Below are 22,031 nucleotides of genomic sequence, written 5' to 3' on the forward strand. Positions count from 1 at the left end.
CGTTCTCACTCGATCACATAGCCGACGGGGCCCTGATAGGCGCGCCCCGCATTGGCGCCGGCCGGCGCCTTGACCACCTTGTTGAGCCGGCCCAGCAGGACCGTGCTCATGTCACTCGCCGTCTGCAGGCCGTCGGCCGGGGTCTGCAGGTTCTGGGGCTTAATTGGATCGACGATGTAGGGGGTGACGATGATCACCAGTTCGGTCTCACCGTTCAGATAGTCGCGCGAGCGGAACAACGAGCCGAGGATCGGCAGGTTGGTCATGCCCGGCAGGGCGTCGATGTTCTGCTTGGTCTGCTGTTGCAGCAGGCCGGCGATCATCAGCGAACCGCCCGAGGGCAGTTCGACCGTGGTCTCGGCCCGGCGCACGGTCAGGCCCGGCACCACAAGCGCCGCGTTGCCGTTGGTCGAGGTCAGGGTGTAGGCGCCCAGGCTGCTGAGCTCCGAGACCTCGGTGGACAGCTTCAGCGAGATGCGGCCGCCCGACAGCACGATCGGGGTATAGCCCAGGCCCACGCCATAGGGTTTGAACTCGATGGTCACCTTGCCGGTGGTGTCCTGCCCGGTTGGCACGGGAAACTCGCCGCCGACCAGGAACTTGCCGGCCTCGCCCGACACGACGGTCAGGTTGGGCTCGGCCATGGTGCGCACCAGGCCCACGCGCTCGAACGCCTGGATCATGGCCGCGGCCTTGTTCAGGCCGGTGTCGCCGACCAAGTTTTTGATCGACGACAGTGGGTCGTTTTTGTCCACAAAGTCGTAGGGCTTGTAGGAATATTCATTGTGATACAGGCCCGTCGCCGCGTCGAAGACCGGCGTGGTCACCAGGGTGTCGCGGCTGATCACCGGCGTCTTGGTGGTGTCGGCGCTGTAGCCGCCGGTCAGACCGCCCATCAGGCCGCCATTAACGCCGTAGGTCGGCGAAAAGCCCATGCTGTACTGGGTCTGGCCCAACTGGCCGAGCAGCGCATTGGCGTTAAAGCCCAGCTGCTTGATGATGTTGCGCTGAACCTCGACGATGCGGACCTTGAGCATCACCTGGTCCTTGCCGGCGATGGTCAGCATGTTCAGCACGTTTTCGGGCTTGGCCACGAACTGGGTCGCGATCTGCGAGGCCATGCTCGCCTCGCTGGCGTTGGCGACCATGCCGGTCAGGATCACGCTGTCGCGGATCGGCTCGACTCGGATGTCGGCGGCGGGCAGCACGCGGCGCAGGGTGGCTTCGAGCGCGCCGGCGTCCTGGCTGATGGTGATGTTCAGCGCCAGGATCCGGCGGCCGGCGGCATCGAAGAATACCGCGTCGGTCGTGCCCTCGGTCATGCCCAGCACATAGATGCGGCGCGGGCTGCGCAGCACGGCGTCGGCCACCAGCGGATTGGTCACCAGCATGTCGCGCACATCGACCGGCAGTTCGACGATCGCCGACTTGCCCCGGGGCAAGGTCAGGTTCTGGCTGCCTGGTCCGGCGGTGAGGTCGATGCGCAGCACCCGGTCAGCGGGCGGCGTCATGATCGGAGCCGACGGCGCGGCGCGGGCGGGAGTCCGGTAGGTGTGGGTGCCGCCCACCGGGCCGTCGGCCAAGGCCCCGGTCACCGGCCCCAGGGCCAGGGCGGCGACGAGGGAGGCGGAGAGGAACCGGCGGATCATGGGCGGACCGAGATGTTGGAGGTCTCGCCGCCGCGATTGATGCGGACGACGTTCGACTCTTCGGAGCGGGCGGCGATCCCGGAGGGACCGCCCAGGTCGGTATAGGCGCGCAGGACCAGGGTGACTGGACCGGCGGCCTTGGCCTTGGTCAGGGCCTCGGCGTCGAACGGGCCGACCTCGAGGGTGGCGGTGGAGGCCACGATGGTCTTGGCGTCCTTCTCGGCCGTCGTGCTCTGGTCGAGGGCGAGCACGCGGACGTTCTGGAGAACGGTTTCGGCGATCGTCTGCTTGCCGCTGGCGCCGCCCTCGCCCGTGCTGCGGGCGTCGCGGATCTGCAGGACGTCCACCCGGTCGCCCGGCAGGACAAAGCCGGCGACCGCGGTCTCGGAGGTGATCGGCACCGACATGGCCCGCTTGCCGGGCGACAGGACCACCGAGAGGTAGCCGCCTTCGCCGCCGCGCACGATCTTGCGGGGGGTGATGGGTTCGCCGGCCAGGATCGGGTCGCGCACGATCGCGCCCTCGATGGCCTTTTCGGGCGTGACGCCGCCGATCATGCCCTGGGCCACGGTGTCCATGGCCTTGGCGGCCTTGTCGGAAACCTTGGTCACGGGCGGCGGGGCCGCGCCGTTGGTGATGAAGGCGGCGTTGATGGCTCCGGTCGGCCAGGCCTGCCAGGTGACGTCGGCGGCGGTCAGGCGGTCACCGATCGCCAGGTCGCGCTTGGCCACCAGCACCTGGGTCATGGCGCGGTCCAGCGTCGGCGCGGCCTGGGCCACGGGCGCGACGTCCTTCTTGCCGCCCATCGCCTTCTGCAGGACCACAGCCAGGCCGATGGCCGACACGGCGGCGATCAGAACGATCATGACGCGAAGAGGATTCATGCGAGGCGGCTCTGGCGACGGGGGTACAGGTCGGGGCGAGCCGCCTTCAGGCGATCACGCACGAATCGTCGAACGGCCTTTCTGGCCACGCTCCATGCTCGCGCGGCCATGGTTAACAGCGACTAAAGGGGGAGGGGCGAAAGGCCCGACGGGCGGCGCGACAGGCTGACGCGGGGCGGATCTGGCCGTCGGATCATCCTGCGCCCACGGCCTGGGCAAGCGCGCCCTGCGGGAAGGTCACCAGGGCGCCCACCGCTATGGCCACGCCATAGGGAATGTCGCCGCCCTGCGCGCCCAGCTTGCGCACCCAGGGCGGGCTGCCGGCCAGCACCGGTTCGAACCAGCCCGAGCGCAGGCTCAGCAGGCCCAGGGTCAGCACCCCGCCGGCCATGCCGGTGATCAGCATGAAGGGCAGCGCTGCGGGCCAGCCCAGCCACAGGGTGGCGGCCGCGAACAGCTTGGCGTCGCCGCCGCCGATCCAGCCGGCCGCGAACATTCCCATGCCGGCCGCCAGCGCCGCGACTCCCGCCGCCGCGCACAGGCCGATAGTCGCCAGGGACGCGCCGCTGGCGAACGCCGCCGGCGCGAAGGCCACGATCAGGGCCAGCGAAATCCAGTTGGGAATGGTGAAGCTGGTGGCGTCCTTCAGCGCGGCCACGACGACCAGGGCGGGAAAGATCAGTAACAGGGCGAACTGGAAGGTTTGCATGGCGGCGGCCTGTGTCATCCGGTGTTCTGGAACGCTCGATCAAACGACAATCTGCCCCGATCCCGTGAAGCAATGGTTTCCGCCCCACGCTTTCGTCGGGCGAGGTGGCCGCCGACCTGGGTCGCGGACATGAAAAAAGGGCCCCGGCGTTTCCGCCGAGGCCCTCTTTTTTCGAGAGACGCGTCTTACTTCGCGGCGTTGGCCGAGGTCACCGTGGTGTTCATCTTGGTGAAGGTGGCCTTCAGGGTGCCGCCGAGCGAGGTGACGACGCTGGCGATGACGACGGCGATCAGAGCAACGATCAGGCCGTATTCGATGGCGGTCGCGCCGGATTCATCGGCGACAAAGCGGGTGACAAACTTCGACATGGTGGTTCTCCTGGTCAGTAAGGATCTGGGCTCTCCAAGCCGTGTCGACTTGCTAACCCCTGAAAACACGATCAATTTGCCGCACCCCGCTTAATAGTCAGTAAACATCAGATAGTTTCCCAGATATTTCTGATGGTTTATTTAGGTTTACCATTATCAACTCTTAACTATACGATATCCGCGAGGGCGAAAACTCCTTATCTGGCAACGGTTTCTGGAATATCGGGAAGATTACGGAAGTACTGTTCTTAGGTCTTTATTGACCATTCCGGACCATTTTAGAGATCGCACCATCCTGGAAAGAATGACCATGCGCCGCCTACCCCTCGCCTTTTGCGTCTGTCTCAGCCTGCTGGCGGGCGTCGCCAGCGCCCAGCCCCTGGCCGGACAATCCCGAACCTTGTCGATCGGCGACGGCGAGGCCGTCCGCATCACCCTGTCGGGTCCGGTGCGCGACATCGTGGTCGGCGATCCCCAGGTGGCCGATGTCAGCTTGGTCAACGACCGCACCCTGGTGGTGATGGGCAAGAAGCCGGGCGCGACCACCCTCCTGGCTTTCGACGCCGGCGGCCACACCCTTGCCGACCGCCAGGTGATGGTCACCGAAGCCTCCAGCGAGGCCGTCATCGTCCAGCGCGGCGTGGTGGCGTCGATCTATGCCTGCGGCGACCGCTGCTCCAAGTTGGGCGACGCCGCCGCCCCCGCTCACCCGTAAGGATACACGCGCGGGCGCGCTTGAGTCCTTTTCAGGTCCCTAAACCAGTGATTAGGGACGCCGAGCCTAGAGTGTCGCGCCTCTCCTGATGAGAAGGCGCTGACGCGGACGCCATCATGGCCGATCACGACCGAAAAAGCCGCCCTGCCCCGCGCGCCCCCAAGGGCCTGCTGCGCCGCTTCGCGCGGGCTCATGACGGCGCGACAGCGGTCGAGTTCGCCTTTGTGTCCATTCCTTTCCTGGTGCTGGTGTTCGCCATCCTGGAACTGGGCGTCACCTTCATGGTGTCCCTGACCCTGGAAGCCGGCCTCAGCAACATGGACCGCACGATCCGGACCGGGGAACTTCAGTCCACCGGCGGCACCGCCGCGACCTTCAAGGCGCAGGTGTGCGAGCAGATGTCGTGGCTCGGATCGGGCTGCGCCTCGGCGCTCCACGTGGATGTTCGCGCCCTGCCGTCCTTCGGCGCCACGGGCGCCGCAACGGCGCCCAACCTGGCCAAGACCTGCTGGGATCCGGGCGGCCCCGGCTCGATCGTGCTGGTGCGCGCCTATTACAAATGGCCGATCATGACCCCTCTGCTGCAAGACGCCGTAGCCGGCGATCCTGGCGATCGCATGGTGACCTATTCGGCGGTCTTCACCAACGAGCCCTATTCGGACACCCCAGCCGCGAGCGTCAAATGCCCGTAGTGAACCAGCCCCCGTCCCGGCCCCGCGCTCGCCCCAACCTCACCGCCTTCTGGCGTGACCGTCGCGGCGCCTCGGCGGTGGAGTTCGCCTTCATCGCGCCCGTGCTGCTGCTGTTCTATTGCGGCATGGCCGAACTGACCGAGGCGATGCTGGCCCAGCGTCGCCTCATCCTCGTCGCATCGTCGATCGGCGACATCGTGGCGCGCGACACCCAGCTGACCGACGCGCGGCGCACCGACGTCTTCAAGGTCGGCGGCGTGCTGATAGCTCCGTTTCCGTCAACCTCGCTGCGCATGTGCCTGGTCAGCGTCCTGTCCGACACCAAGGGCAAGGACACCGTGGACTGGTCAGAGCCTTACAACGCCCCGGTAAACTGCCCGACCAAGGGCACGGTGCTCACCGATATTCCCGACAGCGTGCTGCCGGCCAATCAGAGCGTCATCATGAGCAAGTCCAGCTACGACTACGACTCGCCCATCAAGCTGGTGTCGCCCGACACCATCACCTTCCGCCGGACCTTCTATTTGCGGCCCAGGCTGTCGGCGAGCGTCGTTCGCGTCAAGAGCTAGAGCATTTTCCGAGCGAAGTGGTTCCGGTTCGCGTGAAGAAAAATGTGTCAAAACAGAAGATTAGAGCCCACGGCATGACGCAGTCAGGTCGGGAAATGCTCTAGACCCCGGCCCGCAGCCGCGTGACCAGATCGTGCGGGGCGTAGAGACGGCCCTCGAAGCGGCTGACCGGCCGGACGCCGATCAGGCTGTTGGTGAGGAAGGCCGCTTCGGCGTCTTCCAGGACCTCGACGCTGGCGGCGACCACCGCCGTCTCGACGCCCAGGGCGGCGGCCTGGTTCAGCACGCGGGCCCGCGTGATCCCGTTCAGCACGCCGCAGCTCAGGGCGGGGGTGAACAGCTTGCCGCCGGTGATCCAGAACAGGTTGGCGGCCGAGGCGCAGGCCAGGTCGCCGCGATTGTTGAGCATCACCGCCTCGTCGGCCCCCGCCGCCCGCGCCTCGGCCCGGGCCAGCACGTTGTCGAGATAGGACAGGGTCTTCAGCCGCGAGGCGGGCGAGCCCTCGTTGCGGCGGGTCCTGGCCAGGATCAGCGTCGCCGACGTCGAGACCGGCTGCGTCGCGGCGGCACGGGCGACCAGGCGGACCTCCGGCGCGTCCGGGCGGTCCAGGCCGCGACCGCCGGAACCGGCGGTCAGGGTCAGGCGCACGGCGGCCCGGCCGGCCTCGACGCCCGCTTGCCCCGGCGCGGCTCGGCACAGGCGCGCGGCCTCGTCGCGGTCCAGCGGCGGCAAGCCCAGGGTCTCGCAGCCGGTGGCCAAGCGGTCGAGGTGGGCGTCGAGGCAGCGCAGCTCGTCGTCGAGCCACAGCAGGGTCTCGAACAGACCGTCGCCCAGCAGCAGGCCACGGTCATCGCCAGGCACAGGAGGAGGCGGGATCATCGACGGGGCTCCTCCAGCAAGGCGCGACGCAGGGCGGCGAACTTGGCCTCGGTCTCCAGGCGTTCGGCGTGGGGATCGCTGTCGGCGACGATGCCGGCCCCGGCCCGCGCCTCGAAGCTCCAGCCCTCACCTCCTTCTCCAAGGGCGTCCTGCTCCAGCCCGACGGTGCGGATCAGCACGCTGGACTCGAAGGCGCCATCGACACCCGCCCAGAACAGCGTGCCGCAATAGGGGCCGCGGGGGGCCTCCAGCTCTGAAATGACGCGCATGGCCTGGACCTTGGGCGCGCCGGTGATCGAACCCGGCGGAAAGGCCGCGCGCAGCAGGTCGGCGGCGGTCAATCCGGTCGCCAGCTTGCCGGTCACCGTCGAGACCAGGTGGTGGACATTGGCGAAGGTCTCGACCTTGAACAGCTCCGGCACGGCGACGCTGCCGGGCGGGCTGACCCGCGCCAGGTCGTTGCGCATCAGGTCGACGATCATCAGGTTCTCGGCCCGATCCTTGGCGCTGGCCGACAGCTCGGCGATCAGTCGCGCGTCCTCGGCCTGGTCGGCGCCGCGCGGCCGGGTGCCCTTGATCGGCCGAGTCTCGATGGTCAGGTCGCCGCCGCCGTCCCTGGCGTTCACCTTCAGGAAACGCTCCGGCGAGTTGGAGACCATGGCCCGGCCCGGCAAACGCAGATAGGCCGAGAACGGCGCGGGGCTGACTGATCGCAGCTGGGTGAACAGGTCATAGGGATTTGCGCCCGTCGCCAGCCGCCCGGTCCAGGCGCGGGCGATATTGGCCTGGAAGATTTCCCCGCCGTGGATGCGCTCGACCACCTGGGCCACCGCCGTCTCATAGGCCGCGCCGTCGCTCTCGATCAGGGCCTCGCACAGCGGGCCGTCGTGCTCAGCCGGCGTCGGCGCTTCAAGCCAGCCCAGGGCCGCCTCGGCCTTGGCGCGGGCGAAGCCGTGCGAGCCGCCCCGGCCGATCGCCAGCACCCGCCGCTGCAGGTGGTCGAAGGCCAGCAGGGCCGGATAGCGGGCGCAGGCCAGGTCGGGCCAGCCGGTGCGCTTCAGGCCCAGGGGCTCGACCCGGTCGCCCAGTTCGTAGCTGGCCAGGCCGACAACGCCGCCCTGGAACGGCGGGCCGTCGGGCTCCACCGCCTGGGGCGGACCGATCAGCTCGGCCAGGGCCTTGAACGGGTCGCGCGGATCATCCCCCGCCAGCACCAGCGTGGCGTCCGGGTCGCGCAGCAGATAGGACCAGCGCCCGCCCTGGCCGCCCGAGATCATCGCGCAGGCGAAGGGCTCGTCGCGCCACGGGGCCGCAGCCCAGACCGGGTCGCGCCAGGGAGCGCTGATAAGGACGACATGCCGCATCGGCGGGTGATACCGCCGCTCGGCGTTCGACGCCATGGGGCAGCACGGAAGCACGGCTTCGGTCGAGCCCCGCCACCGCTTTCGTCTTCCCGACGACGGTCTGGACCCAGATCCCAGGCGGTGTGGAGGATTGGAGACGCTCAGAGCTCTTGGCGTCAGCCTCAAGCGCCTTTCATGTGGGCCCCGGCCTGCGCCGGGGAGACGGGCAAGACCTAGTCCCTCACGCCTCCCGCTCGCCGCCCTTGACCAGGAACAGCACCAGGAAACCCAGCAGCAGCAGGACGGCGATCGGCAGGAAGCCGGCCACCTGGCTGTGGAAGATCGCCGTGACCAGGGCGACCAGCAGCGAGCCCAGCCAGGCCGTGGCCGTACCCGACAGGGCATAGAGGCCGAAAAAGGCGGCGGTCTTGTCGGGCGGGCACAGGCGGATCAGCAAGGTGCGGCTCGAGGCGTATTGGGCGGTGACGAACACCGCGATCATCAGGCCCAGGGCCAGATATATTAGCTCCGGCGCGGTGCGGAAGAATGGTCCGTTCCAGATCGGCGCATGGGCGGCCGGGTCATAGGTCCAGAAGAACAGGATCTTTTCGCGCCCCATGCCGAGGGTGGCGATCAGCATGATCAGGGCCCCGGCGATCTCGACCTGCACCGCCTTGCGCGGCCCGAGCGTGCGGTCCAGCCACGGCGCGATCAGCCCGCCCAGCACCGCGAAGACGCTCAGCGAGATGCCGTAGGCCAGCATCTCAAGCGCGCCCCAGCGCATCAGGCCCGCCGCGAACAGCCCGCCGAAGATCAGCAGTGCGGTCATGCCGTCGCAATAGAGCATCCGCCCGCCCAGATAGGTGGCGATGTCCTTGTGGCCCTTCAGATTGCCGAAGGTGTCGCGCAGCAGGGCGACGCCGGCCTTCATGCTGCCCGTCCAGCTGTGGCCGGTGCGGGCGGCGTCGGGGGTCCACAGGAAGAACGGGATGGCGCCCAGCAGCATCACCGCCGCCGCCATCGGGCCGGAGATCCGGCTGGGCTCGTTCTTGGCGGGGTCAAGCCCGAACAGCGGCGCGTGCGGCACGCCCGGCCAGTCCACCTGGCCCGGCAGCACCATGCCCCACAGCATGAACACCAGCAGCGCCACCGACAGGCCGTTGGCCATGGCGTAACCGAGGCCCGAGATCAGGGCGGCGCGACCGGGGATCCCGGCGGCGGCCCGGCCCAGCAGCGAATTGCTCAGCACATCGCCCCAATTATAGACCACCCCCAGCACCACCAGGACGGCGCTGATGACCATCAGCGGCAGGCCGCCGGTCGGCATGGCCCACCACAGGGCGCAGAGCATCGGGACCATCACCGCCAGCACGACACCCAGCATCGGCTTGCGCGGCCCATATTGCTCGATCATCGCCCCCAGGAACGGGCAGGTCAGGGCGGTCAGCAAGCCATAGATCGTCGAGATATTGGCCACCAGGGCCTGGCCCTTGACAGGATCGCCGACCAGCACCCGCGAGAAGTAGGGCGAGAAGATGTAGATGGTGATCAGGATCACATAGGGATCCCGCGCTCCCTGCTGGAGGATCCAGGCCAGGGCGCCGCGCGACAGCTTGGTGTTCGGCGGCGCGACCGGATCGCCTTCCGAGGGGACCGCAGCGGCGGCCGAGAACTCACTCATGCGGTATCACACCCTCGTCGAAGCGGTCACCCTCTTGCGCGGCGACTTGACGGAAGCGTGGCGGTTAAACGCGCGTTTGTCACCTTCGTTGTCGCTACAGCAGAATATGCGCCCGCACGGCCTCGCGGCCCGCCGCGTCGAGCCCGAGCGCCTGTTCCAGATAGCCGTCGATCGAACCGTATTGCGCCTTCATCTCCGCTATGGCCGTGGCCAGATAGTCGGCTTCGACGCCCATGGCGGTGCGGATCGCCGCGTCGGACGGACGCCGGCCGGTGGCCTCCTCGAGGATGGTGGCGAACTTCGGACCTCGGCGGACGAAGCGCTCCTCGTTGTTGGTCAGCAGATAGTCGTCGATGACGTCGTCGTCGGACACCCCGGCCACGTGATGGGTCAGGGCGGCGAGCAGGCCGGTGCGGTCCTTGCCGGCCGCGCAGTGGATCAGCACCGGGCCACGCGCGGCGGCCAAGGCCTGGAAATAGCGCTGGAACAGGTCCAGGTGGCGTTCCTTGAACGGCGCGCGACGATAATATTCGACCAGATAGTCGCGGATCGAGCCGGCCGACAGGTCCGAGCCGCGCAGGAAGGTGTGCCACGGATCTTCGCCCGTCACGCCCAGGTCGTTGTCGATCACCTGGGCGGTGAAACCGTCCCAGCGCCGCGAGGGGTCGCGCTGGCGCTCGTTGGGGCGGCGCAGATCGACGATGGTGGTGATCTCCAGGCCGGCCATGGCCGCGAGGTCGTCGTCGGTGGCCTCCGCCTGGTGGGCGGCGCGGAACAGCAAGCCCTTTTTCAGCCGGCCCACGCCTGCGGCGTAGTCGCCGAAATCGCGGAAGTTCTCGATGCCTTGCAGGGGGATGTGACGGGTCATGGCGGTGTGTTAGCGCCTGGAGGTGCCGAAAGCGAGACACTGGACGGCGGGATGGGGCGGGCTAAGCTGCCCGCATGACCGACCTCCACCGCTTCCAGAGTTTCGACGGCGTTTCCATCGGCTATCGCACGCTCGGGGAAGGCTGGCCGACCTTGCTGCTGCACGGTTTCCTGGCCAGCGCCGAGAGCAACTGGTTCCTGCCGGGCATCGCCGCCGCCATCGCCGCCGCCGGCCGCAAGGTGATCGCCCCGGACCTGCGCGGCCACGGCCGCTCGGACGCCCCCACCGATCCGGCCGCCTGGCCCGGCGACGTGCTGGCCCGCGACCAGGAGGCGCTGATCGCCCACCTGCACCTGACCGACTACGACTTGGTCGGCTATTCGCTGGGCGCGCGGACGGCGGTGCGGATGCTGGCGCGCGGGGCGCGGCCGAGGAGGCTGGTCCTGGGCGGCATGGGCGACAGTGGGCTGGTGGCCGCCGGCGCGCGGGCGGCGATGTTCGAAGACAGCATCCGCCACGGTGAGTTGGCCCAGGACCCACGGGCCGGCCGCCGGGTGCAGGCGATGATGGCGGCCGGCGGGCTGAAGCCCGAGGCCATGCTGGGCGTGCTGGCGTCGTTCGTCGCAACCTCGGCCGAGGCGATCGCCGCGATCGAGGTTCCGACCCTGGTGGTGGCGGGAGCGCGCGACGACGACAACGGCTCGGCCGAGGGGCTGGCGGCGATGATGCTGGACGCGCGCGCGGTGCGGGTTCCGGGCGATCACCTGAGCGCGGTGATTGAGCCGGCGCTGGCGGAGGCCGTGGTGGGATTTTTGGGGGAATAGCGCGGCGGCGCACTTGCCCCCTCCAGGCGACTACGTCGCCTTGCGCGAGGCTCCGCCCCCTATGGGGCGGACAGACCGCGAAGCGGTCAGGTGGGGGCAAGAGGGTGAGCCACTCGCCTCTACCCCATCACCGAAACGGCGGCTCATCGAACGCCCGGAGCTTGCGCGAATGCAGGTTCGGCCCCTCTTCCAACAACAGCTTGCAGGTTAGGATGCCGATCTGCAGGTGCTGGCTGATGGCCCGCTCGTAGAACGCGTTGGCCTGGCCGGGCAGCTTGATCTCGCCGTGCAGCGGCTTGTCCGACACGCACAGCAGCGTCCCGTATGGCACCCGGAAACGGTAGCCCTGAGCGGCGATGGTGGCCGACTCCATGTCGATGGCCACGGCCCGGCTCTGGTTGAAGCGCAGGGCCGAGAGGCTGTGGCGCAGTTCCCAGTTGCGGTCGTCGGTGGTGACCACAGTGCCGGTGCGCAGGCGCTTCTTCAGCTGATCACCCGAGTCGCCGCTGATCGCCTTGGCGGCGTCATAGAGGGCGCGCTGGACCTCGGCGATCGACGGCACCGGGATCTCCGGCGGCAGGACGGCGTCCAGCACGTGGTCGTCGCGCAGATAGGCGTGGGCCAGCACATAGTCGCCGATGGTCTGGGTGTCGCGCAGGCCGCCGCAGTGGCCGATCATCAGCCAGGCCTGGGGCCGCAGCACGGCCAGGTGGTCGCAAATGGTCTTGGCGTTGGACGGGCCGACGCCGATATTGACCAGGGTGATGCCGGTCCCGCCCGGCGCCATCAAGTGATAGGCCGGCATCTGGTGCTTGCGCCAGGTCGACTCTGCCACCGCCAGTTCGGGATTGACGGTGTTGGCGGTGATCGTCAGTCCGCCCGAGCACGACATCGCCTCGAAACGCGTGCCCTCCTGGCCCAACTGCTCGATGCCCCAGCGCACGAACTCGTCGACATAGCGGTGGTAGTTGGTGAACAGGATGAACTGCTGCACATGCTCGGCCGGAGCGCCGGTATAGTGGCGCAGGCGGGCCAGCGAGAAGTCGGTCCGCAGGCCGTCGAACAGGGCCAGCGGCCGGGTCTCGTCCATCGCCGGGTTCCACACCCCGTCGGCGATCTCGTCGCCGATGAAGGCGAGATCCGTGGTCGGGAAAAACCGGGCGATGTCCTCGCTGCGCACGTCGGCCTGGTTCAGGTCGATCGTGGAGTCCAGCACGTAGGGATAGGGGATCTCCTGCTCGGAGCGGCCGATCTCGATCTCGACATCGAAGTCCTGCAACAGCAGGGTCAGCTGCTCGACCAGATAGTCCTTGAACTGGTTGGGCTTGGTCACCGTGGTGGCGTACACGCCGGGCCGGCTGACCCGGGCATAGGAGCGCGCCAGCTTGGGCGGCAAAGCCTCGGGGGCATAGACCAGGCGAAGTTCCGGATAGGCGAACGTACCGTCGAACCGCGTCTGCGGATCGGGGCGGGCTCCGGTTTCGAGATAGGCGCGTAACGCGGTCCGCAGGGCGTCGACGGCGCGTTCGTATTCTGCGTTGAGCTGCTCAACGACGGCGATTGCTTTTTCTTGGTTTGACATGACGTCCTATATCAACGTTCCAAGGCATTTTCCAGACCAAGCGGCGGCGGCGGGCGCACGACGCCCTTGGCGGGCATGGACGAAGGCGTTTTCGTCGGCCACAAGGGTTGCAATGACCGGTGCGGCCGGCGTGGGCGAAAGCGCTTGCCCCCATCCTTTCGCTCCAGGCCGCCGACTGAACGTTCGGGCGTCGCGCGCTCGACGGGGGAGCCCATGAACAAACGTTTCGCCTATCTGATTATCGCCTCCATGGTTCTCGGCGTAGCCGTGGGCTGGGCCTGCAATCAATATCTCGACGCAGCCCAGACCGCCGAAGCGGTCAAGTGGTTCAAGATGGGGACCGACCTGTTCCTGCGGCTGATCAAGATGATCATCGCGCCGTTGGTCCTGACGACCCTGGTCGCCGGCATCGCCCACATGGAAGACGCCGCCGCCGTGGGCCGGATCGGCGCCAAGACCATGGGCTGGTTCATCACCGCCTCGGCCGTGTCGCTGCTGCTGGGCCTGGGCATGGTCCACCTGTTGCACCCGGGCGCGGGCCTGAACCTGGCCGAGGTCACCACCGCCGCCAACGCGCCGGCCGCCTCGACCGAGAGCTTCACCCTGCAGGGCTTCCTGACCCACCTGGTGCCGGCCTCGATCTTCGACGCCATGGCCAAGAACGAGATCCTGCAGATCGTGGTGTTCAGCCTGTTCGTCGGCACGGCCGTCGCCTCGCTGGACAAAAAGGCGCCGCACATTCTGGAGCTCGCCGAGCAGGGCGCCCAGGTGATGCTAAAGGTCACCGGCTTTGTGATGAAGCTGGCCCCACTGGCGATCTTCTGCGCCCTGGCCTCGACCATCGCCGCCCAGGGCATCTCGATGTTGGCCGTCTATGGCAAGTTCGTGCTGGGCTTCTACGCCACCATGGGCACGCTGTGGGTGCTGCTGTTCATCGCCGGCTGGGCCGTGCTGGGCAAGCGGGTGATTCCGCTGTTCGGCGCGATCCGCGAGCCGGCCCTGCTGGCCTTCTCGACCGCCTCGTCGGAAGCGGCCTATCCCCGCATTCTCGACGCCCTGCCCAAGCTCGGCATTCGCCGCCGCATCGTCTCGTTCGTCCTTCCCTTGGGCTATTCGTTCAATCTCGACGGCTCGATGCTCTATTGCACCTTCGCCACGGTGTTCATCCTGCAGGCCCATGGCGTGCACCTGACGGTCCAGCAGCAGATCTTCATGCTGCTGCTGCTGATGGTGACCTCGAAGGGCATAGCCGGCGTGCCCCGCGCCTCGCTTGTGGTGATCATGGCCACCCTGACCTATTTCGGCCTGCCCGAGTCTTGGATCGCGCTCGTCCTCGGGGTGGACCACTTGCTGGACATGGGCCGCAGCGCCACCAACGTGGTCGGCAACTCCGTCGCCGCCGCCGTGGTCGCCAAGTGGGAGGGCGAACTCGACGATCCGGAGCCAAACGAGGCAGCCGCCGTCAAGGCCTAGAGCATCGCGCGGAAAAGTGGCCACCGGTTTTCCGCAAAAGCGATGCGAAAACAAAAGTCTAGAGCAAGCCGTGCGATTCCTACATCGCGCGGCTTGCTCTAGGCGTCAGATTGACTTCGAGGGGGAGAGGCCCAATCTCTCTCCCGAAGGACGCTTCACAAGGAAGATGGTCATGAACGCCACGACCCAACCGAGATTTGGCCTGCTCCGGGCCGGTCTGCTGACGATGGCGCTTCTGGCCGTCTCGGCGCCCGCCCTGGCCGATCCGACCGCCAAGCCAAGGCCGGCGCGGTCGTGCTTCGCCCTGGCTGATTGGGACGGCTGGAGCGCGCCCAACAAGGACACCCTCTACATGAAGGTGCGCCACCGCGACGTCTATCGCGTGGACCTGGCGCACGGCACCAACCAGTTGACCTCGCCGGGCGTGCACCTGGTCTCGGTGGTGCGCGGCAGCGACCAGGTGTGCCGGCCGATCGACCTGGACCTGCGGGTCTCGGACGGCTTCATGGCCATGCCGATCATGGCCAAGGCCATCACCCGCCTGACCCCCGAGGAAATCGCGGCCCTGCCGAAAAGGGACCGGCCTTAGCGTTGGACGGGGACATGCACCTGTGCGTGTCCCCACCTCGCGGCCTCGGTTGGGGACACGCCCAAAGGGCATATCCCCGCGCCTACCCCGCAGCCGCCTCGATCAGCGCCACCACCATCGCATTGACCGGCGTGGCGATCCCATGCTTCGCGCCGAGCCGCATGATGACACCATTGCGGGCGTCCAGCTCCATCGGTCGACCGGCCGCCCGGTCGGCGTGCAGGGAATTGATCCCGTCAGCCGGCCCTGAGCGATATCCGGCGACCACGGTGTCGCCAAGGTCGCCCGGCAACACCGCGCCCTCGGCCCGGCCCACCGCCACGCACTCCCCGACCAAGGCCCGCATGATCTGGGCGATCGGCTCGCGCGCCGCCACGCCCGCCGGCATCAGGGTCAGGGCGTTGACCGCCCCGGCGCAGTTCAAAGCCAGCTTCTTCCAGGCGGCGGTCCTGAAGTCGTCGGTCACCGAAACCCCGATCGGCGTGTGGGCGAACAGGGCGACGAAGGCCTCTCCGGCCGCCCCGGACGGAACCAGGATCGTACCGTCGCGGCGTTGACGCACGCGGCCGGGGGCCGACCGCTCGGCCGGGATATCGACCACAGCCGGGGTGATCCGCTGGGCCGGAACATAGGGCGTGAACCGCTCGACATGCTCGACGCCGTTCTGCAGCACCGCCACGCGGGTTTCCGGCCCCACCAGCGGCGCCAGCCAGGCCCCGGTGGCGACGGCGTCATAGGTCTTGGTGGCGACGATCGCCCAGTCCACCGGGCCGGCCTGGTCTGGCGCCGTCAGCACGCGCGGCGTGGCGACCAGCGACCCGCCGGGGGTCTCGACCTCCAGCCGGTCGAAGGGTGTGCGGGCGCAGACCTCGACGTCCAGCGCCGGGTTCTGGGCCAGCCAGGCGGCGATCACGCCGCCCACCGCGCCCGGTCCGATGACCGCAATCCGCATGACCCATACTCCTGACAAAGAAGCGCCGCCCTCTTGCGAGGGCGGCGGCATGTATCCCCAATATACCCCTGCTCTTATTCAGCCGGCAGGGTGTTCTCGGAGCGCTTGTTGAGCATGTTGTCGAAGCTCGACCACACGCCCTCCGCGCCGTGCCATTGGCCCGTGGTGGCGGCCTTGGAATATTCCGTCGATCGGGCCTCGAAGAAGTTGGCGTGCTCCACGCCCGACAGCAGCGACTGCAGCCACGGCAGCGGGTTTTCCTTGATACCGTAGACCTCCGGCAGGTGCAGCTGGCGCAGGCGCCAGTCGGCGATGAACCGGATGTACTTCTTGATGTCTTCCGGGGTCATGCCCTGGATTTCGCCGGCCTCGAAGGCCAGGTCGATGAAACTATCTTCCATCGTCACCACGGTCTTGCAGCAGTCGACGATGTCGTCGGCCACGGCCTTGGTCACGCAGCCGGTCTCGGCGTTGAAGGCGTGGTACAGCTTGATGATGCCTTCGCAGTGCAGGCTCTCGTCGCGGATCGACCACGAGACGATCTGGCCCATGCCCTTCATCTTGTTGAAGCGCGGGAAGTTCATCAGCATGGCGAACGACGCGAACAACTGCAGCCCCTCGGTGAAGCCGCCGAACATCGCCAGCGTCCGGGCGATATCGGCATTGGTCTCGACGCCGAACTTCTGCATGAAGTCGTGCTTGTCGCGCATGGCCTGGTATTCCATGAACGCGCCAAATTCGCTCTCCGGCATGCCGATGGTTTCAAGCAGCAGGGCGTAGGCCGCGATATGGATGGTCTCCATATTGGCGAACGACGACAGCATCATCTTCACTTCGGTGGGTTTGAACACCCGGCCGTAGCGCTCCATATAGTTGTCGGCCACTTCAATGTCCGACTGGGTGAAGAAGCGGAAAATCTGCGTCAGCAGATTGCGCTCGTTGTCGTTCAGCTTGACGGCCCAGTCCTTGAGGTCCTCGCCCAGCGGCACCTCTTCGGGCATCCAGTGGACCTGCTGCTGCTTCTTCCAGAAGTCGTGGGCCCACGGATAGCGGAAGGGCTTATAGGCGCCGGAGGGGGTCAGGAGGCCGGGGGTGATCAGCTTGGCGGTCGATGGGGTGATCAACGAGGCGGACATCGAAAGCGGCTCCTGGGGCAAGCGGACAAGAATCGTACGGCGCGCTAGGCTTCTGGGATAGCGCGGGACCAACCCGCGCATCTAGTGTCCGAAACGTCGCAGCACACAACATGTTGTGGGTAGATTGGGTAACAAAGGATGAATCGAGCTTACACCCTCTATGGGGCGCTTGGCTCGGGTTCCGTGCCGGTCGAGGCGACTTTGCTGCTTCTGGGGCAGCCCTACACCGTGATCGAGGCGCCCACCTGGGAGGGCGCGGCGGAGCAGGCCAAGGTCGTCGACGTCAATCCGCTCAAGCAGATCCCGGCGCTGGTCACCCCGGACGGCGACACCATCACCGAGAGCGCGGCGATCCTGATCTGGCTGGCCGACCGCCATCCGGAGGCGGGCCTGGCGCCGGCGGTCGATTCACCACTCAGGGCGCAGTTCCTGCGCTGGATGGTGTTCGTGCCGGCGGCGATCTATTCGCTGTTCTGGGTGCGGGATGATCCGTCTCGGCTCGTGGGGCCGGACGCGGCGCAGCAGGCGGCGGTCAAGGCGGCGACCGCCGAGCGGATCGCCGAGTGCTGGGCGGTGATGGAGCGCCAGCTGACGCCGGGGCGATATCTGCTGGGCGACGCGCTGACGGTGCTCGACCTCTACGTCGCCGTGGTTAGCCGCTGGGGCCCTCGGCGGCGGCGGTTCTACGCGGTGGCGCCAAGGATGGGCGGGGTCGTGCGGCGCGTGGACGCCGACCCGAGATTGGCGGCGTTCTGGGAAGCGAGGTTCCCGTTCGTGGAGGGGTGGGAGAGTCGGGGGGCGACGGGATGAGCGGTCAATCACATACAGACAGAAACGCAGCCATCTTCTTTCCTGATGGCAAGTCGTTCTGCTTGTTGGTGGTCCATAGGAGTACGCGCTTCCCGGTGAGTTCTGTAGTGACCGAATAAGTCTCGGCAACTCCGGACCCGGGATAGGCAGAGACCAACAGGAACGTTTTGAACGGCGCAGCGCCCTGCACCTTTACGACAACCGCACCATCAGCGACGGCACTAACGTTTTTGCCGAAAGCATCCCGACTAATGATGTCCCAGTTTCCGTCGCTATCGACATCAAACAAGAACTGGCCTTTCGAAATCCGGTCGTCGGTCCACCCCCCATTCTCTTCGGTGAGGTAAAACGACTTACCAACAGAAGGACCACACTGGGCCACGATGCCTGCCGCCGCAGCTTGGGCACAAAAGGCCATTCCCAGTGACGCCAAAACGAAAAGCCTTTTCCGGACCATAGCCGCTCCGTAGATACTGCGCGTCTGATGAGCCATATGAAACCTGCACCCCAGCGCTAGCAAGCGCCCACAAGCTAGTGTTTGTTTGCAGCGTTCCCATCTGCCCCGGATGCCGCCACGCCTTAAAGCCTTGGTGGATGGGAGCTCTGGCGTCTGACCGAGTCAAGGACGACGCTCTCGCGTCGCCGCGCCGCGGCGGCCCTTCGGGCCGTCCTTGACGCGGTCGGACGCCAGAGCAAGCTCGCCAGCAAGGTTTCAAGGCGCGGTCTCGCCGACGCGGGCGGATCACGAAGGGGCTGGACCCTTCCCGCGTAGGATCACACCCACTTGCCCCCACCTGACGGCTTCGCCGTCTGTCGCGGCGAGGGGGCGGAGCCCACGCACTTGAACTCTTCCCCCTATGGGGGAAGACGATCGCGAAGCGATCCGTAGGGGGCAAGGGCGTGAGCCACGGGACCAAGACTTGGGCAACCCCACACCTTCCTGCTAACACCCCCCCATGCTCACCGACCCCCTCTTCTACGCCGTCGCCATTCCCGCCGTGATCCTGCTGGGCCTGGCCAAGGGCGGGTTCGCGGGGATCGGGGTGGTGGCGGTCCCGATGATGGCGCTGGTGATCTCGCCGGTGCTGGCGGCGGCGATCACCTTGCCGATCCTGCTGGCCCAGGACGTCGTCAGCGTCTGGAGCTTCCGCAAGACCTGGGACAGGGGCCTGCTGATCCTGATGCTGCCGGGCGCGGCGGTCGGCATCTTTCTGGGCTGGGCCCTGGCGGCGCGGGTGTCGGTGGCGGCGGTCGAGCTGGCGATCGGGCTGATCTCCATCGCCTTCTCGCTGCAGCGCCTGTGGGCCGAGCGGGCGGTCGCAGCCGCGGGGGCGATCGAGGCCGGACCGGGCCGGCCATGGCTGGGCGTCCTGTGCGGCATGGTCGCCGGCTTCACCAGCCAGGTCGCCCATGCCGGCGGCCCGCCGTTCCAGATCTACGCCCTGCCCCGCCGCCTGCCGCGCGACGTGTTCATCGGCACCAGCGCCATCTTCTTCGCCACGGTCAACTGGATGAAGGTGCCGGCCTATATGGCGCTCGGCCAATTCACCCGCCAGACCCTGACCACGGCGGCGGTGCTGCTGCCCCTGGCCCTGGCCTCGACCTGGGCCGGGGTCTGGCTGGTGCGCCGGGTGCCGGCCGAGGGCTTCTACAAGGTCATCTATGTCCTGCTGATCGCGGTCGGCGGCAAGCTGGTCTGGGACGGCGCGAGCGGCCTGCTGGGCTGAGCGTTTTCTCTGTCATCAGCCCTATCCCGGACACGATGACCTGCGTTTATATGTCATCGATTGCGCGTACAGTGGGCGGGCCATGTCAGACACCACCAGCACTTCGCCGGCTGCCTCGCCGGCCTCCGTTCCGGCGACCGCGCCCGCGGACGTTCCGGCGACGCACTATCCCACGCCCGCCGCCAAGTGCGCCGACCTGATCGTGCATCTGACGGGCCTCGCCTGCGCCCTGCTGGGCGGCGGCATTCTGTTGGGCCTGGCGTTCGGCCTGGGCGATCTGAGCCAGGTGGCGGCGGTCAGCGTCTATACCATCGGCCTGATCACCATGCTGTCGCTGTCGACGGCCTACAACTTCGCCAAGGCCCGCTGGCGGCCTCTGCTGCGGCGCTTCGACCATGCCGGCATCTTCATCATGATCGCCGCCTCCTACACCCCCTTCACCACCCAGAATCTGCACGGCTGGTGGGCGATCGGCATGACCACGGCGGTTTGGACCGTGGCCGGCGTCGGCGTAGCGGCCAAGCTGCTGCTGCCGGGCTTGGACAAACGCTTCTGGGTCGGGCTGTACCTGGCGCTGGGCTGGCTGGTTTTGGTCGCTATCAAGCCGATGATCGACGGCATGGGCTGGGTCGCCCTGATGCTCCTGGCGATCGGCGGGGTGATCTATTCGACCGGCACGGTCTTCTACCTGATGAAGCGGCTGAAGTTCCGGCGCGCGATCTGGCACGGTCATGTGATCGGCGGCGCCGGCCTGCACTATGCCGCCGTCCTGATCGGGGTGGTCCTGGCCTCGAGCGGCCATCCTTGAACTGAAAAGCCCTGACCCTGTGACCCGAGCCTCGCGTTGAGCACGCCGACAGACCCCAAAAGGACCGTCCAGACCTTCTTTCGGGATCGCGGGACGCAGCCGCCCCACAAGGGCAAGCGCCTGGCCGCGCCGCCCGACGAGACCCTGGCCGAGGCCGTGGGCTTTCCCGGCGTGCGGCTTAGCGTCGACGAGGCCGACGAGACCCTCAAATCCGCCGCCGACCGCCTGGCCCCGCTGCGGCCGCTGATCGGTCGCGACGACTTCAACATCCTGGCCCTGTCGGGCGGCGCGGCCGGCGGAGCCTTTGGGGCCGGGGCCCTGGTCGGCCTCGGCAAGGCCGGCAGGCGGCCGACCTTCGCCATCGTCACCGGCGTCTCGACCGGCGCCCTGATCGCGCCCTTCGCCTTCCTCGGCCCGGCCTGGGACGCGCGCCTGGCCGACGCCTATCTGGGCGGCCACGCCGCCGACCTGCTCAGCCTCAGGCGGTTTGGCGCGGCCCTGGGACCCAGCCTTTTTCGCGGCGACTCGCTGGACGGACTGGTCGCGCCGTTCGTCGACGCGGCGATGATCGAGGCCGTGGCGATCGAACACGCCCGGGGCCGGCGCCTGCTGATCGCCACCACCAATCTCGACAGCCAGAAGGCCACCATCTGGGACATGGGGGCGATCGCCACCCGGGGCGGCGAGGCGGCGGTAAAGCTGTTTCGCGACGTGCTGGTGGCCTCGGCCACCCTGCCCGGCCTGTTCCCGCCCAAGCTGATCGATGTCGAGGCTCCCGATGGCGAGGGCGGGATGGTCCGCTACCAGGAAATGCATGTCGACGGGGGCGTGGCGGCGCCCCTGTTCCTGATGCCCGACGCCCTGCTGCGTTGGCGCGACCTGGGCCAGCGGCTGCGACGCGGGCGGGTCTATGTGATCTTCAACACCGTGCTCGACCCGTCACCGCGCTCGACGCCCATCGGGGTGACCTCTATCATGAGCCGCAGCTTCGAGACCATGCTGAGGTTCTCCTACCGCCAGGCCCTGAGCGTGGCGGCGGGGTTCTGCGCGCGCCACAACCTGCCGCTCTGGGTGGCTTCGATCCCGCCGACCTTCTCGGACTTCAACATGATGAAGTTCGACACCGCCGCGATGAAGCGCACCTTCGACGACGCCGAGGCCCTGGCGACCGCCGGCCGCCTGTGGTCGACGCCGACCGCCGCGCCCGAACCGCTATGGCGCGGCCTGTTCAAGCGCCAGCCGCCGACGCGGCATGGCGACCAGGACCCGATCCTGGTTCCGAACCCATCGCCGGATCTGGAACTGCCGTAGGGGCGTTCCGGCCCTAAAATCTCCCTGCATCCCGACGAAAGCCGAGATGAGTGGAAGTTGAGGGCTACCCCGGCTTCTTCAGATACCGAGCCCGTAGCTTCTCGACATTGGGCGGGTCGGCCCGGAAGTCCGAGACCAGGCCCAGGCGGGCGTTGCACGACGGGCAACGCACGGAATCGTCGTCGGCAAGGTCGGTCGGCGGATCGAAGCGCGTCCCGCAGGGCTTGCATTTGAAGTCGCCGGTCGCGGGGGGCGCCGGCGGGGGCGGCGGTTCGGGCGTGAAGGTGCGGATGCGCTGAGCCGGGCGCGCGATGCGCTCCAGCGGCTTGGGGCCGCCCGGCGCCGCGACACCGCTCTTCAGGCTCAGAATCTTGCGGCGAGGAGGCTCGCTATCGCTCATGACGGTCGATGGCTTCGTGGCGTAGGGGCGCTAGCTGCATGATCTGGCCCAGAAACTCAAG

At 67.6% G+C, this 22,031-nt stretch carries 23 protein-coding genes; 10 read left to right on the forward strand and 13 right to left on the reverse strand.

The genetic code is table 11. The annotated features are described in order from the left end of the window. Nucleotides 1-5 precede the first annotated feature (5 nt). The 4 genes from ACP694_RS01310 to ACP694_RS01325 form a co-directional block, all read right to left on the reverse strand. A complete protein-coding gene (locus tag ACP694_RS01310) occupies nt 6-1,649 on the reverse strand; it encodes a type II and III secretion system protein family protein (RefSeq protein WP_426009826.1) in 1,644 nt (547 codons plus the stop codon). Next, entirely contained in the window at nt 1,646-2,533 is an 888-nt protein-coding gene (gene cpaB / locus ACP694_RS01315; protein ID WP_426009827.1) for a Flp pilus assembly protein CpaB, read from the reverse strand. Before cpaB ends, ACP694_RS01310 begins: the two co-directional genes overlap by 4 nt. 193 nt (nt 2,534-2,726) lie before the next feature. Then, nucleotides 2,727-3,242, reverse strand: a complete 516-nt coding sequence (locus ACP694_RS01320; RefSeq protein ID WP_426011261.1) for an A24 family peptidase — start codon at nt 3,240-3,242, stop codon at nt 2,727-2,729. 185 nt (nt 3,243-3,427) lie between these two features. Further along, on the reverse strand, nt 3,428-3,610 hold the full coding sequence (locus ACP694_RS01325; RefSeq protein ID WP_426009828.1) for a Flp family type IVb pilin: 183 nt from the start codon (nt 3,608-3,610) through the stop codon (nt 3,428-3,430). 310 nt (nt 3,611-3,920) lie between these two features. Here ACP694_RS01325 and ACP694_RS01330 point away from each other — a divergent pair, with 310 nt between their 5' ends. The 3 genes from ACP694_RS01330 to ACP694_RS01340 all read left to right on the forward strand — a co-directional run bounded on the left by ACP694_RS01330 (nt 3,921) and on the right by ACP694_RS01340 (nt 5,586). Next, nucleotides 3,921-4,325: a pilus assembly protein N-terminal domain-containing protein gene (locus tag ACP694_RS01330; protein WP_426009830.1), complete on the forward strand. Its 405-nt coding sequence runs from the start codon at nt 3,921-3,923 to the stop codon at nt 4,323-4,325. Nucleotides 4,326-4,441: 116 nt separating this feature from the next. Then, complete coding sequence (locus ACP694_RS01335; protein ID WP_426009832.1) at nt 4,442-5,017, forward strand: TadE/TadG family type IV pilus assembly protein; 576 nt, start codon at nt 4,442-4,444, stop codon at nt 5,015-5,017. Beyond that, entirely contained in the window at nt 5,008-5,586 is a 579-nt protein-coding gene (locus ACP694_RS01340) for a TadE/TadG family type IV pilus assembly protein (protein WP_426009833.1), read from the forward strand. Before ACP694_RS01335 ends, ACP694_RS01340 begins: the two co-directional genes overlap by 10 nt. Nucleotides 5,587-5,686: 100 nt before the next feature. On the opposite strand, the gene ACP694_RS01345 is transcribed toward ACP694_RS01340, so the two are convergent. From ACP694_RS01345 to ACP694_RS01360, 4 genes are all read right to left on the reverse strand, one after another. After that, the gene (locus ACP694_RS01345; RefSeq protein ID WP_426009834.1) at nt 5,687-6,466 is read right to left on the reverse strand and encodes an aminotransferase class IV; all 780 of its coding nucleotides are present in this window, start codon (nt 6,464-6,466) and stop codon (nt 5,687-5,689) included. Then, complete coding sequence (pabB, locus tag ACP694_RS01350; RefSeq protein ID WP_426011262.1) at nt 6,463-7,830, reverse strand: aminodeoxychorismate synthase, component I; 1,368 nt, start codon at nt 7,828-7,830, stop codon at nt 6,463-6,465. Before pabB ends, ACP694_RS01345 begins: the two co-directional genes overlap by 4 nt. 220 nt (nt 7,831-8,050) lie before the next feature. Further along, nucleotides 8,051-9,490 carry an MFS transporter gene (locus tag ACP694_RS01355; protein WP_426009836.1) on the reverse strand — a complete coding sequence of 480 codons (1,440 nt, stop codon included), beginning with the start codon at nt 9,488-9,490 and terminating at the stop codon, nt 8,051-8,053. A gap of 94 nt (nt 9,491-9,584) precedes the next feature. Continuing rightward, nucleotides 9,585-10,358, reverse strand: coding sequence for a tyrosine-protein phosphatase (locus ACP694_RS01360; RefSeq protein WP_426009837.1), 774 nt, complete (start codon nt 10,356-10,358; stop codon nt 9,585-9,587). Nucleotides 10,359-10,432: 74 nt separating this feature from the next. Between ACP694_RS01360 and ACP694_RS01365 the strand changes: the two genes are divergently transcribed. Further along, the gene (locus ACP694_RS01365) at nt 10,433-11,182 is read left to right on the forward strand and encodes an alpha/beta fold hydrolase (protein ID WP_426009838.1); all 750 of its coding nucleotides are present in this window, start codon (nt 10,433-10,435) and stop codon (nt 11,180-11,182) included. 127 nt (nt 11,183-11,309) lie between these two features. On the opposite strand, the gene ACP694_RS01370 is transcribed toward ACP694_RS01365, so the two are convergent. After that, complete coding sequence (locus tag ACP694_RS01370) at nt 11,310-12,764, reverse strand: AMP nucleosidase (RefSeq protein ID WP_426009839.1); 1,455 nt, start codon at nt 12,762-12,764, stop codon at nt 11,310-11,312. A gap of 213 nt (nt 12,765-12,977) precedes the next feature. Between ACP694_RS01370 and ACP694_RS01375 the strand changes: the two genes are divergently transcribed. Then, nucleotides 12,978-14,237 (forward strand): dicarboxylate/amino acid:cation symporter, encoded by a 1,260-nt coding sequence (locus ACP694_RS01375; protein WP_426009841.1) that lies wholly within the window; start codon nt 12,978-12,980, stop codon nt 14,235-14,237. A gap of 172 nt (nt 14,238-14,409) precedes the next feature. After that, on the forward strand, nt 14,410-14,826 hold the full coding sequence (locus ACP694_RS01380) for a DUF6491 family protein (protein ID WP_426009842.1): 417 nt from the start codon (nt 14,410-14,412) through the stop codon (nt 14,824-14,826). An 82-nt stretch (nt 14,827-14,908) separates the two neighbouring features. On the opposite strand, the gene ACP694_RS01385 is transcribed toward ACP694_RS01380, so the two are convergent. After that, nucleotides 14,909-15,778, reverse strand: coding sequence for a 2-dehydropantoate 2-reductase (locus tag ACP694_RS01385; RefSeq protein WP_426009843.1), 870 nt, complete (start codon nt 15,776-15,778; stop codon nt 14,909-14,911). A gap of 74 nt (nt 15,779-15,852) precedes the next feature. Further along, on the reverse strand, nt 15,853-16,914 hold the full coding sequence (locus tag ACP694_RS01390; RefSeq protein ID WP_426009845.1) for a ribonucleotide-diphosphate reductase subunit beta: 1,062 nt from the start codon (nt 16,912-16,914) through the stop codon (nt 15,853-15,855). Between the two features lie 138 nt (nt 16,915-17,052). Between ACP694_RS01390 and ACP694_RS01395 the strand changes: the two genes are divergently transcribed. After that, nucleotides 17,053-17,724, forward strand: coding sequence for a glutathione S-transferase family protein (locus tag ACP694_RS01395; protein ID WP_426009847.1), 672 nt, complete (start codon nt 17,053-17,055; stop codon nt 17,722-17,724). Between the two features lie 4 nt (nt 17,725-17,728). Here ACP694_RS01395 and ACP694_RS01400 read toward each other — a convergent pair whose 3' ends face one another. Next, on the reverse strand, nt 17,729-18,217 hold the full coding sequence (locus ACP694_RS01400; RefSeq protein WP_426009849.1) for a hypothetical protein: 489 nt from the start codon (nt 18,215-18,217) through the stop codon (nt 17,729-17,731). Nucleotides 18,218-18,680: 463 nt separating this feature from the next. Here ACP694_RS01400 and ACP694_RS01405 point away from each other — a divergent pair, with 463 nt between their 5' ends. From ACP694_RS01405 to ACP694_RS01415, 3 genes are all read left to right on the forward strand, one after another. Beyond that, nucleotides 18,681-19,451 (forward strand): sulfite exporter TauE/SafE family protein, encoded by a 771-nt coding sequence (locus ACP694_RS01405; protein WP_426009850.1) that lies wholly within the window; start codon nt 18,681-18,683, stop codon nt 19,449-19,451. Between the two features lie 82 nt (nt 19,452-19,533). Further along, complete coding sequence (gene trhA, locus ACP694_RS01410; RefSeq protein WP_426009851.1) at nt 19,534-20,259, forward strand: PAQR family membrane homeostasis protein TrhA; 726 nt, start codon at nt 19,534-19,536, stop codon at nt 20,257-20,259. 36 nt (nt 20,260-20,295) lie between these two features. Continuing rightward, nucleotides 20,296-21,570, forward strand: coding sequence for a patatin-like phospholipase family protein (locus ACP694_RS01415; protein WP_426009853.1), 1,275 nt, complete (start codon nt 20,296-20,298; stop codon nt 21,568-21,570). A gap of 64 nt (nt 21,571-21,634) precedes the next feature. Here the strand turns inward: ACP694_RS01415 and ACP694_RS01420 are convergent, their stop codons facing one another. Next, a complete protein-coding gene (locus ACP694_RS01420; protein WP_426009854.1) occupies nt 21,635-21,970 on the reverse strand; it encodes a hypothetical protein in 336 nt (111 codons plus the stop codon). Nucleotides 21,971-22,031: the final 61 nt, after the last annotated feature.

This window comes from Caulobacter sp. DWR2-3-1b2 (assembly GCF_049896345.1).
Classification (GTDB): domain Bacteria; phylum Pseudomonadota; class Alphaproteobacteria; order Caulobacterales; family Caulobacteraceae; genus Caulobacter.

Excerpts from the sequence above, each read along its gene's own strand:
- cpaB (WP_426009827.1), bottom strand. The coding sequence starts at position 2,533 with ATGAATCCTCTTCGCGTCATGATCGTTCTGATCGCCGCCGTGTCGGCC.
- ACP694_RS01420 (WP_426009854.1), bottom strand. The coding sequence starts at position 21,970 with ATGAGCGATAGCGAGCCTCCTCGCCGCAAGATTCTGAGCCTGAAGAGC.
- ACP694_RS01380 (WP_426009842.1), top strand. The coding sequence starts at position 14,410 with ATGAACGCCACGACCCAACCGAGATTTGGCCTGCTCCGGGCCGGTCTG.
- ACP694_RS01325 (WP_426009828.1), bottom strand. The coding sequence starts at position 3,610 with ATGTCGAAGTTTGTCACCCGCTTTGTCGCCGATGAATCCGGCGCGACC.
- ACP694_RS01340 (WP_426009833.1), top strand. The coding sequence starts at position 5,008 with ATGCCCGTAGTGAACCAGCCCCCGTCCCGGCCCCGCGCTCGCCCCAAC.
- ACP694_RS01370 (WP_426009839.1), bottom strand. The coding sequence starts at position 12,764 with ATGTCAAACCAAGAAAAAGCAATCGCCGTCGTTGAGCAGCTCAACGCA.
- ACP694_RS01320 (WP_426011261.1), bottom strand. The coding sequence starts at position 3,242 with ATGCAAACCTTCCAGTTCGCCCTGTTACTGATCTTTCCCGCCCTGGTC.
- trhA (WP_426009851.1), top strand. The coding sequence starts at position 19,534 with ATGTCAGACACCACCAGCACTTCGCCGGCTGCCTCGCCGGCCTCCGTT.
- ACP694_RS01385 (WP_426009843.1), bottom strand. The coding sequence starts at position 15,778 with ATGCGGATTGCGGTCATCGGACCGGGCGCGGTGGGCGGCGTGATCGCC.
- ACP694_RS01375 (WP_426009841.1), top strand. The coding sequence starts at position 12,978 with ATGAACAAACGTTTCGCCTATCTGATTATCGCCTCCATGGTTCTCGGC.
- ACP694_RS01360 (WP_426009837.1), bottom strand. The coding sequence starts at position 10,358 with ATGACCCGTCACATCCCCCTGCAAGGCATCGAGAACTTCCGCGATTTC.
- ACP694_RS01330 (WP_426009830.1), top strand. The coding sequence starts at position 3,921 with ATGCGCCGCCTACCCCTCGCCTTTTGCGTCTGTCTCAGCCTGCTGGCG.
- ACP694_RS01345 (WP_426009834.1), bottom strand. The coding sequence starts at position 6,466 with ATGATCCCGCCTCCTCCTGTGCCTGGCGATGACCGTGGCCTGCTGCTG.
- ACP694_RS01335 (WP_426009832.1), top strand. The coding sequence starts at position 4,442 with ATGGCCGATCACGACCGAAAAAGCCGCCCTGCCCCGCGCGCCCCCAAG.
- ACP694_RS01355 (WP_426009836.1), bottom strand. The coding sequence starts at position 9,490 with ATGAGTGAGTTCTCGGCCGCCGCTGCGGTCCCCTCGGAAGGCGATCCG.
- ACP694_RS01310 (WP_426009826.1), bottom strand. The coding sequence starts at position 1,649 with ATGATCCGCCGGTTCCTCTCCGCCTCCCTCGTCGCCGCCCTGGCCCTG.
- pabB (WP_426011262.1), bottom strand. The coding sequence starts at position 7,830 with ATGCGGCATGTCGTCCTTATCAGCGCTCCCTGGCGCGACCCGGTCTGG.
- ACP694_RS01395 (WP_426009847.1), top strand. The coding sequence starts at position 17,053 with ATGAATCGAGCTTACACCCTCTATGGGGCGCTTGGCTCGGGTTCCGTG.
- ACP694_RS01365 (WP_426009838.1), top strand. The coding sequence starts at position 10,433 with ATGACCGACCTCCACCGCTTCCAGAGTTTCGACGGCGTTTCCATCGGC.
- ACP694_RS01400 (WP_426009849.1), bottom strand. The coding sequence starts at position 18,217 with ATGGCTCATCAGACGCGCAGTATCTACGGAGCGGCTATGGTCCGGAAA.
- ACP694_RS01390 (WP_426009845.1), bottom strand. The coding sequence starts at position 16,914 with ATGTCCGCCTCGTTGATCACCCCATCGACCGCCAAGCTGATCACCCCC.
- ACP694_RS01405 (WP_426009850.1), top strand. The coding sequence starts at position 18,681 with ATGCTCACCGACCCCCTCTTCTACGCCGTCGCCATTCCCGCCGTGATC.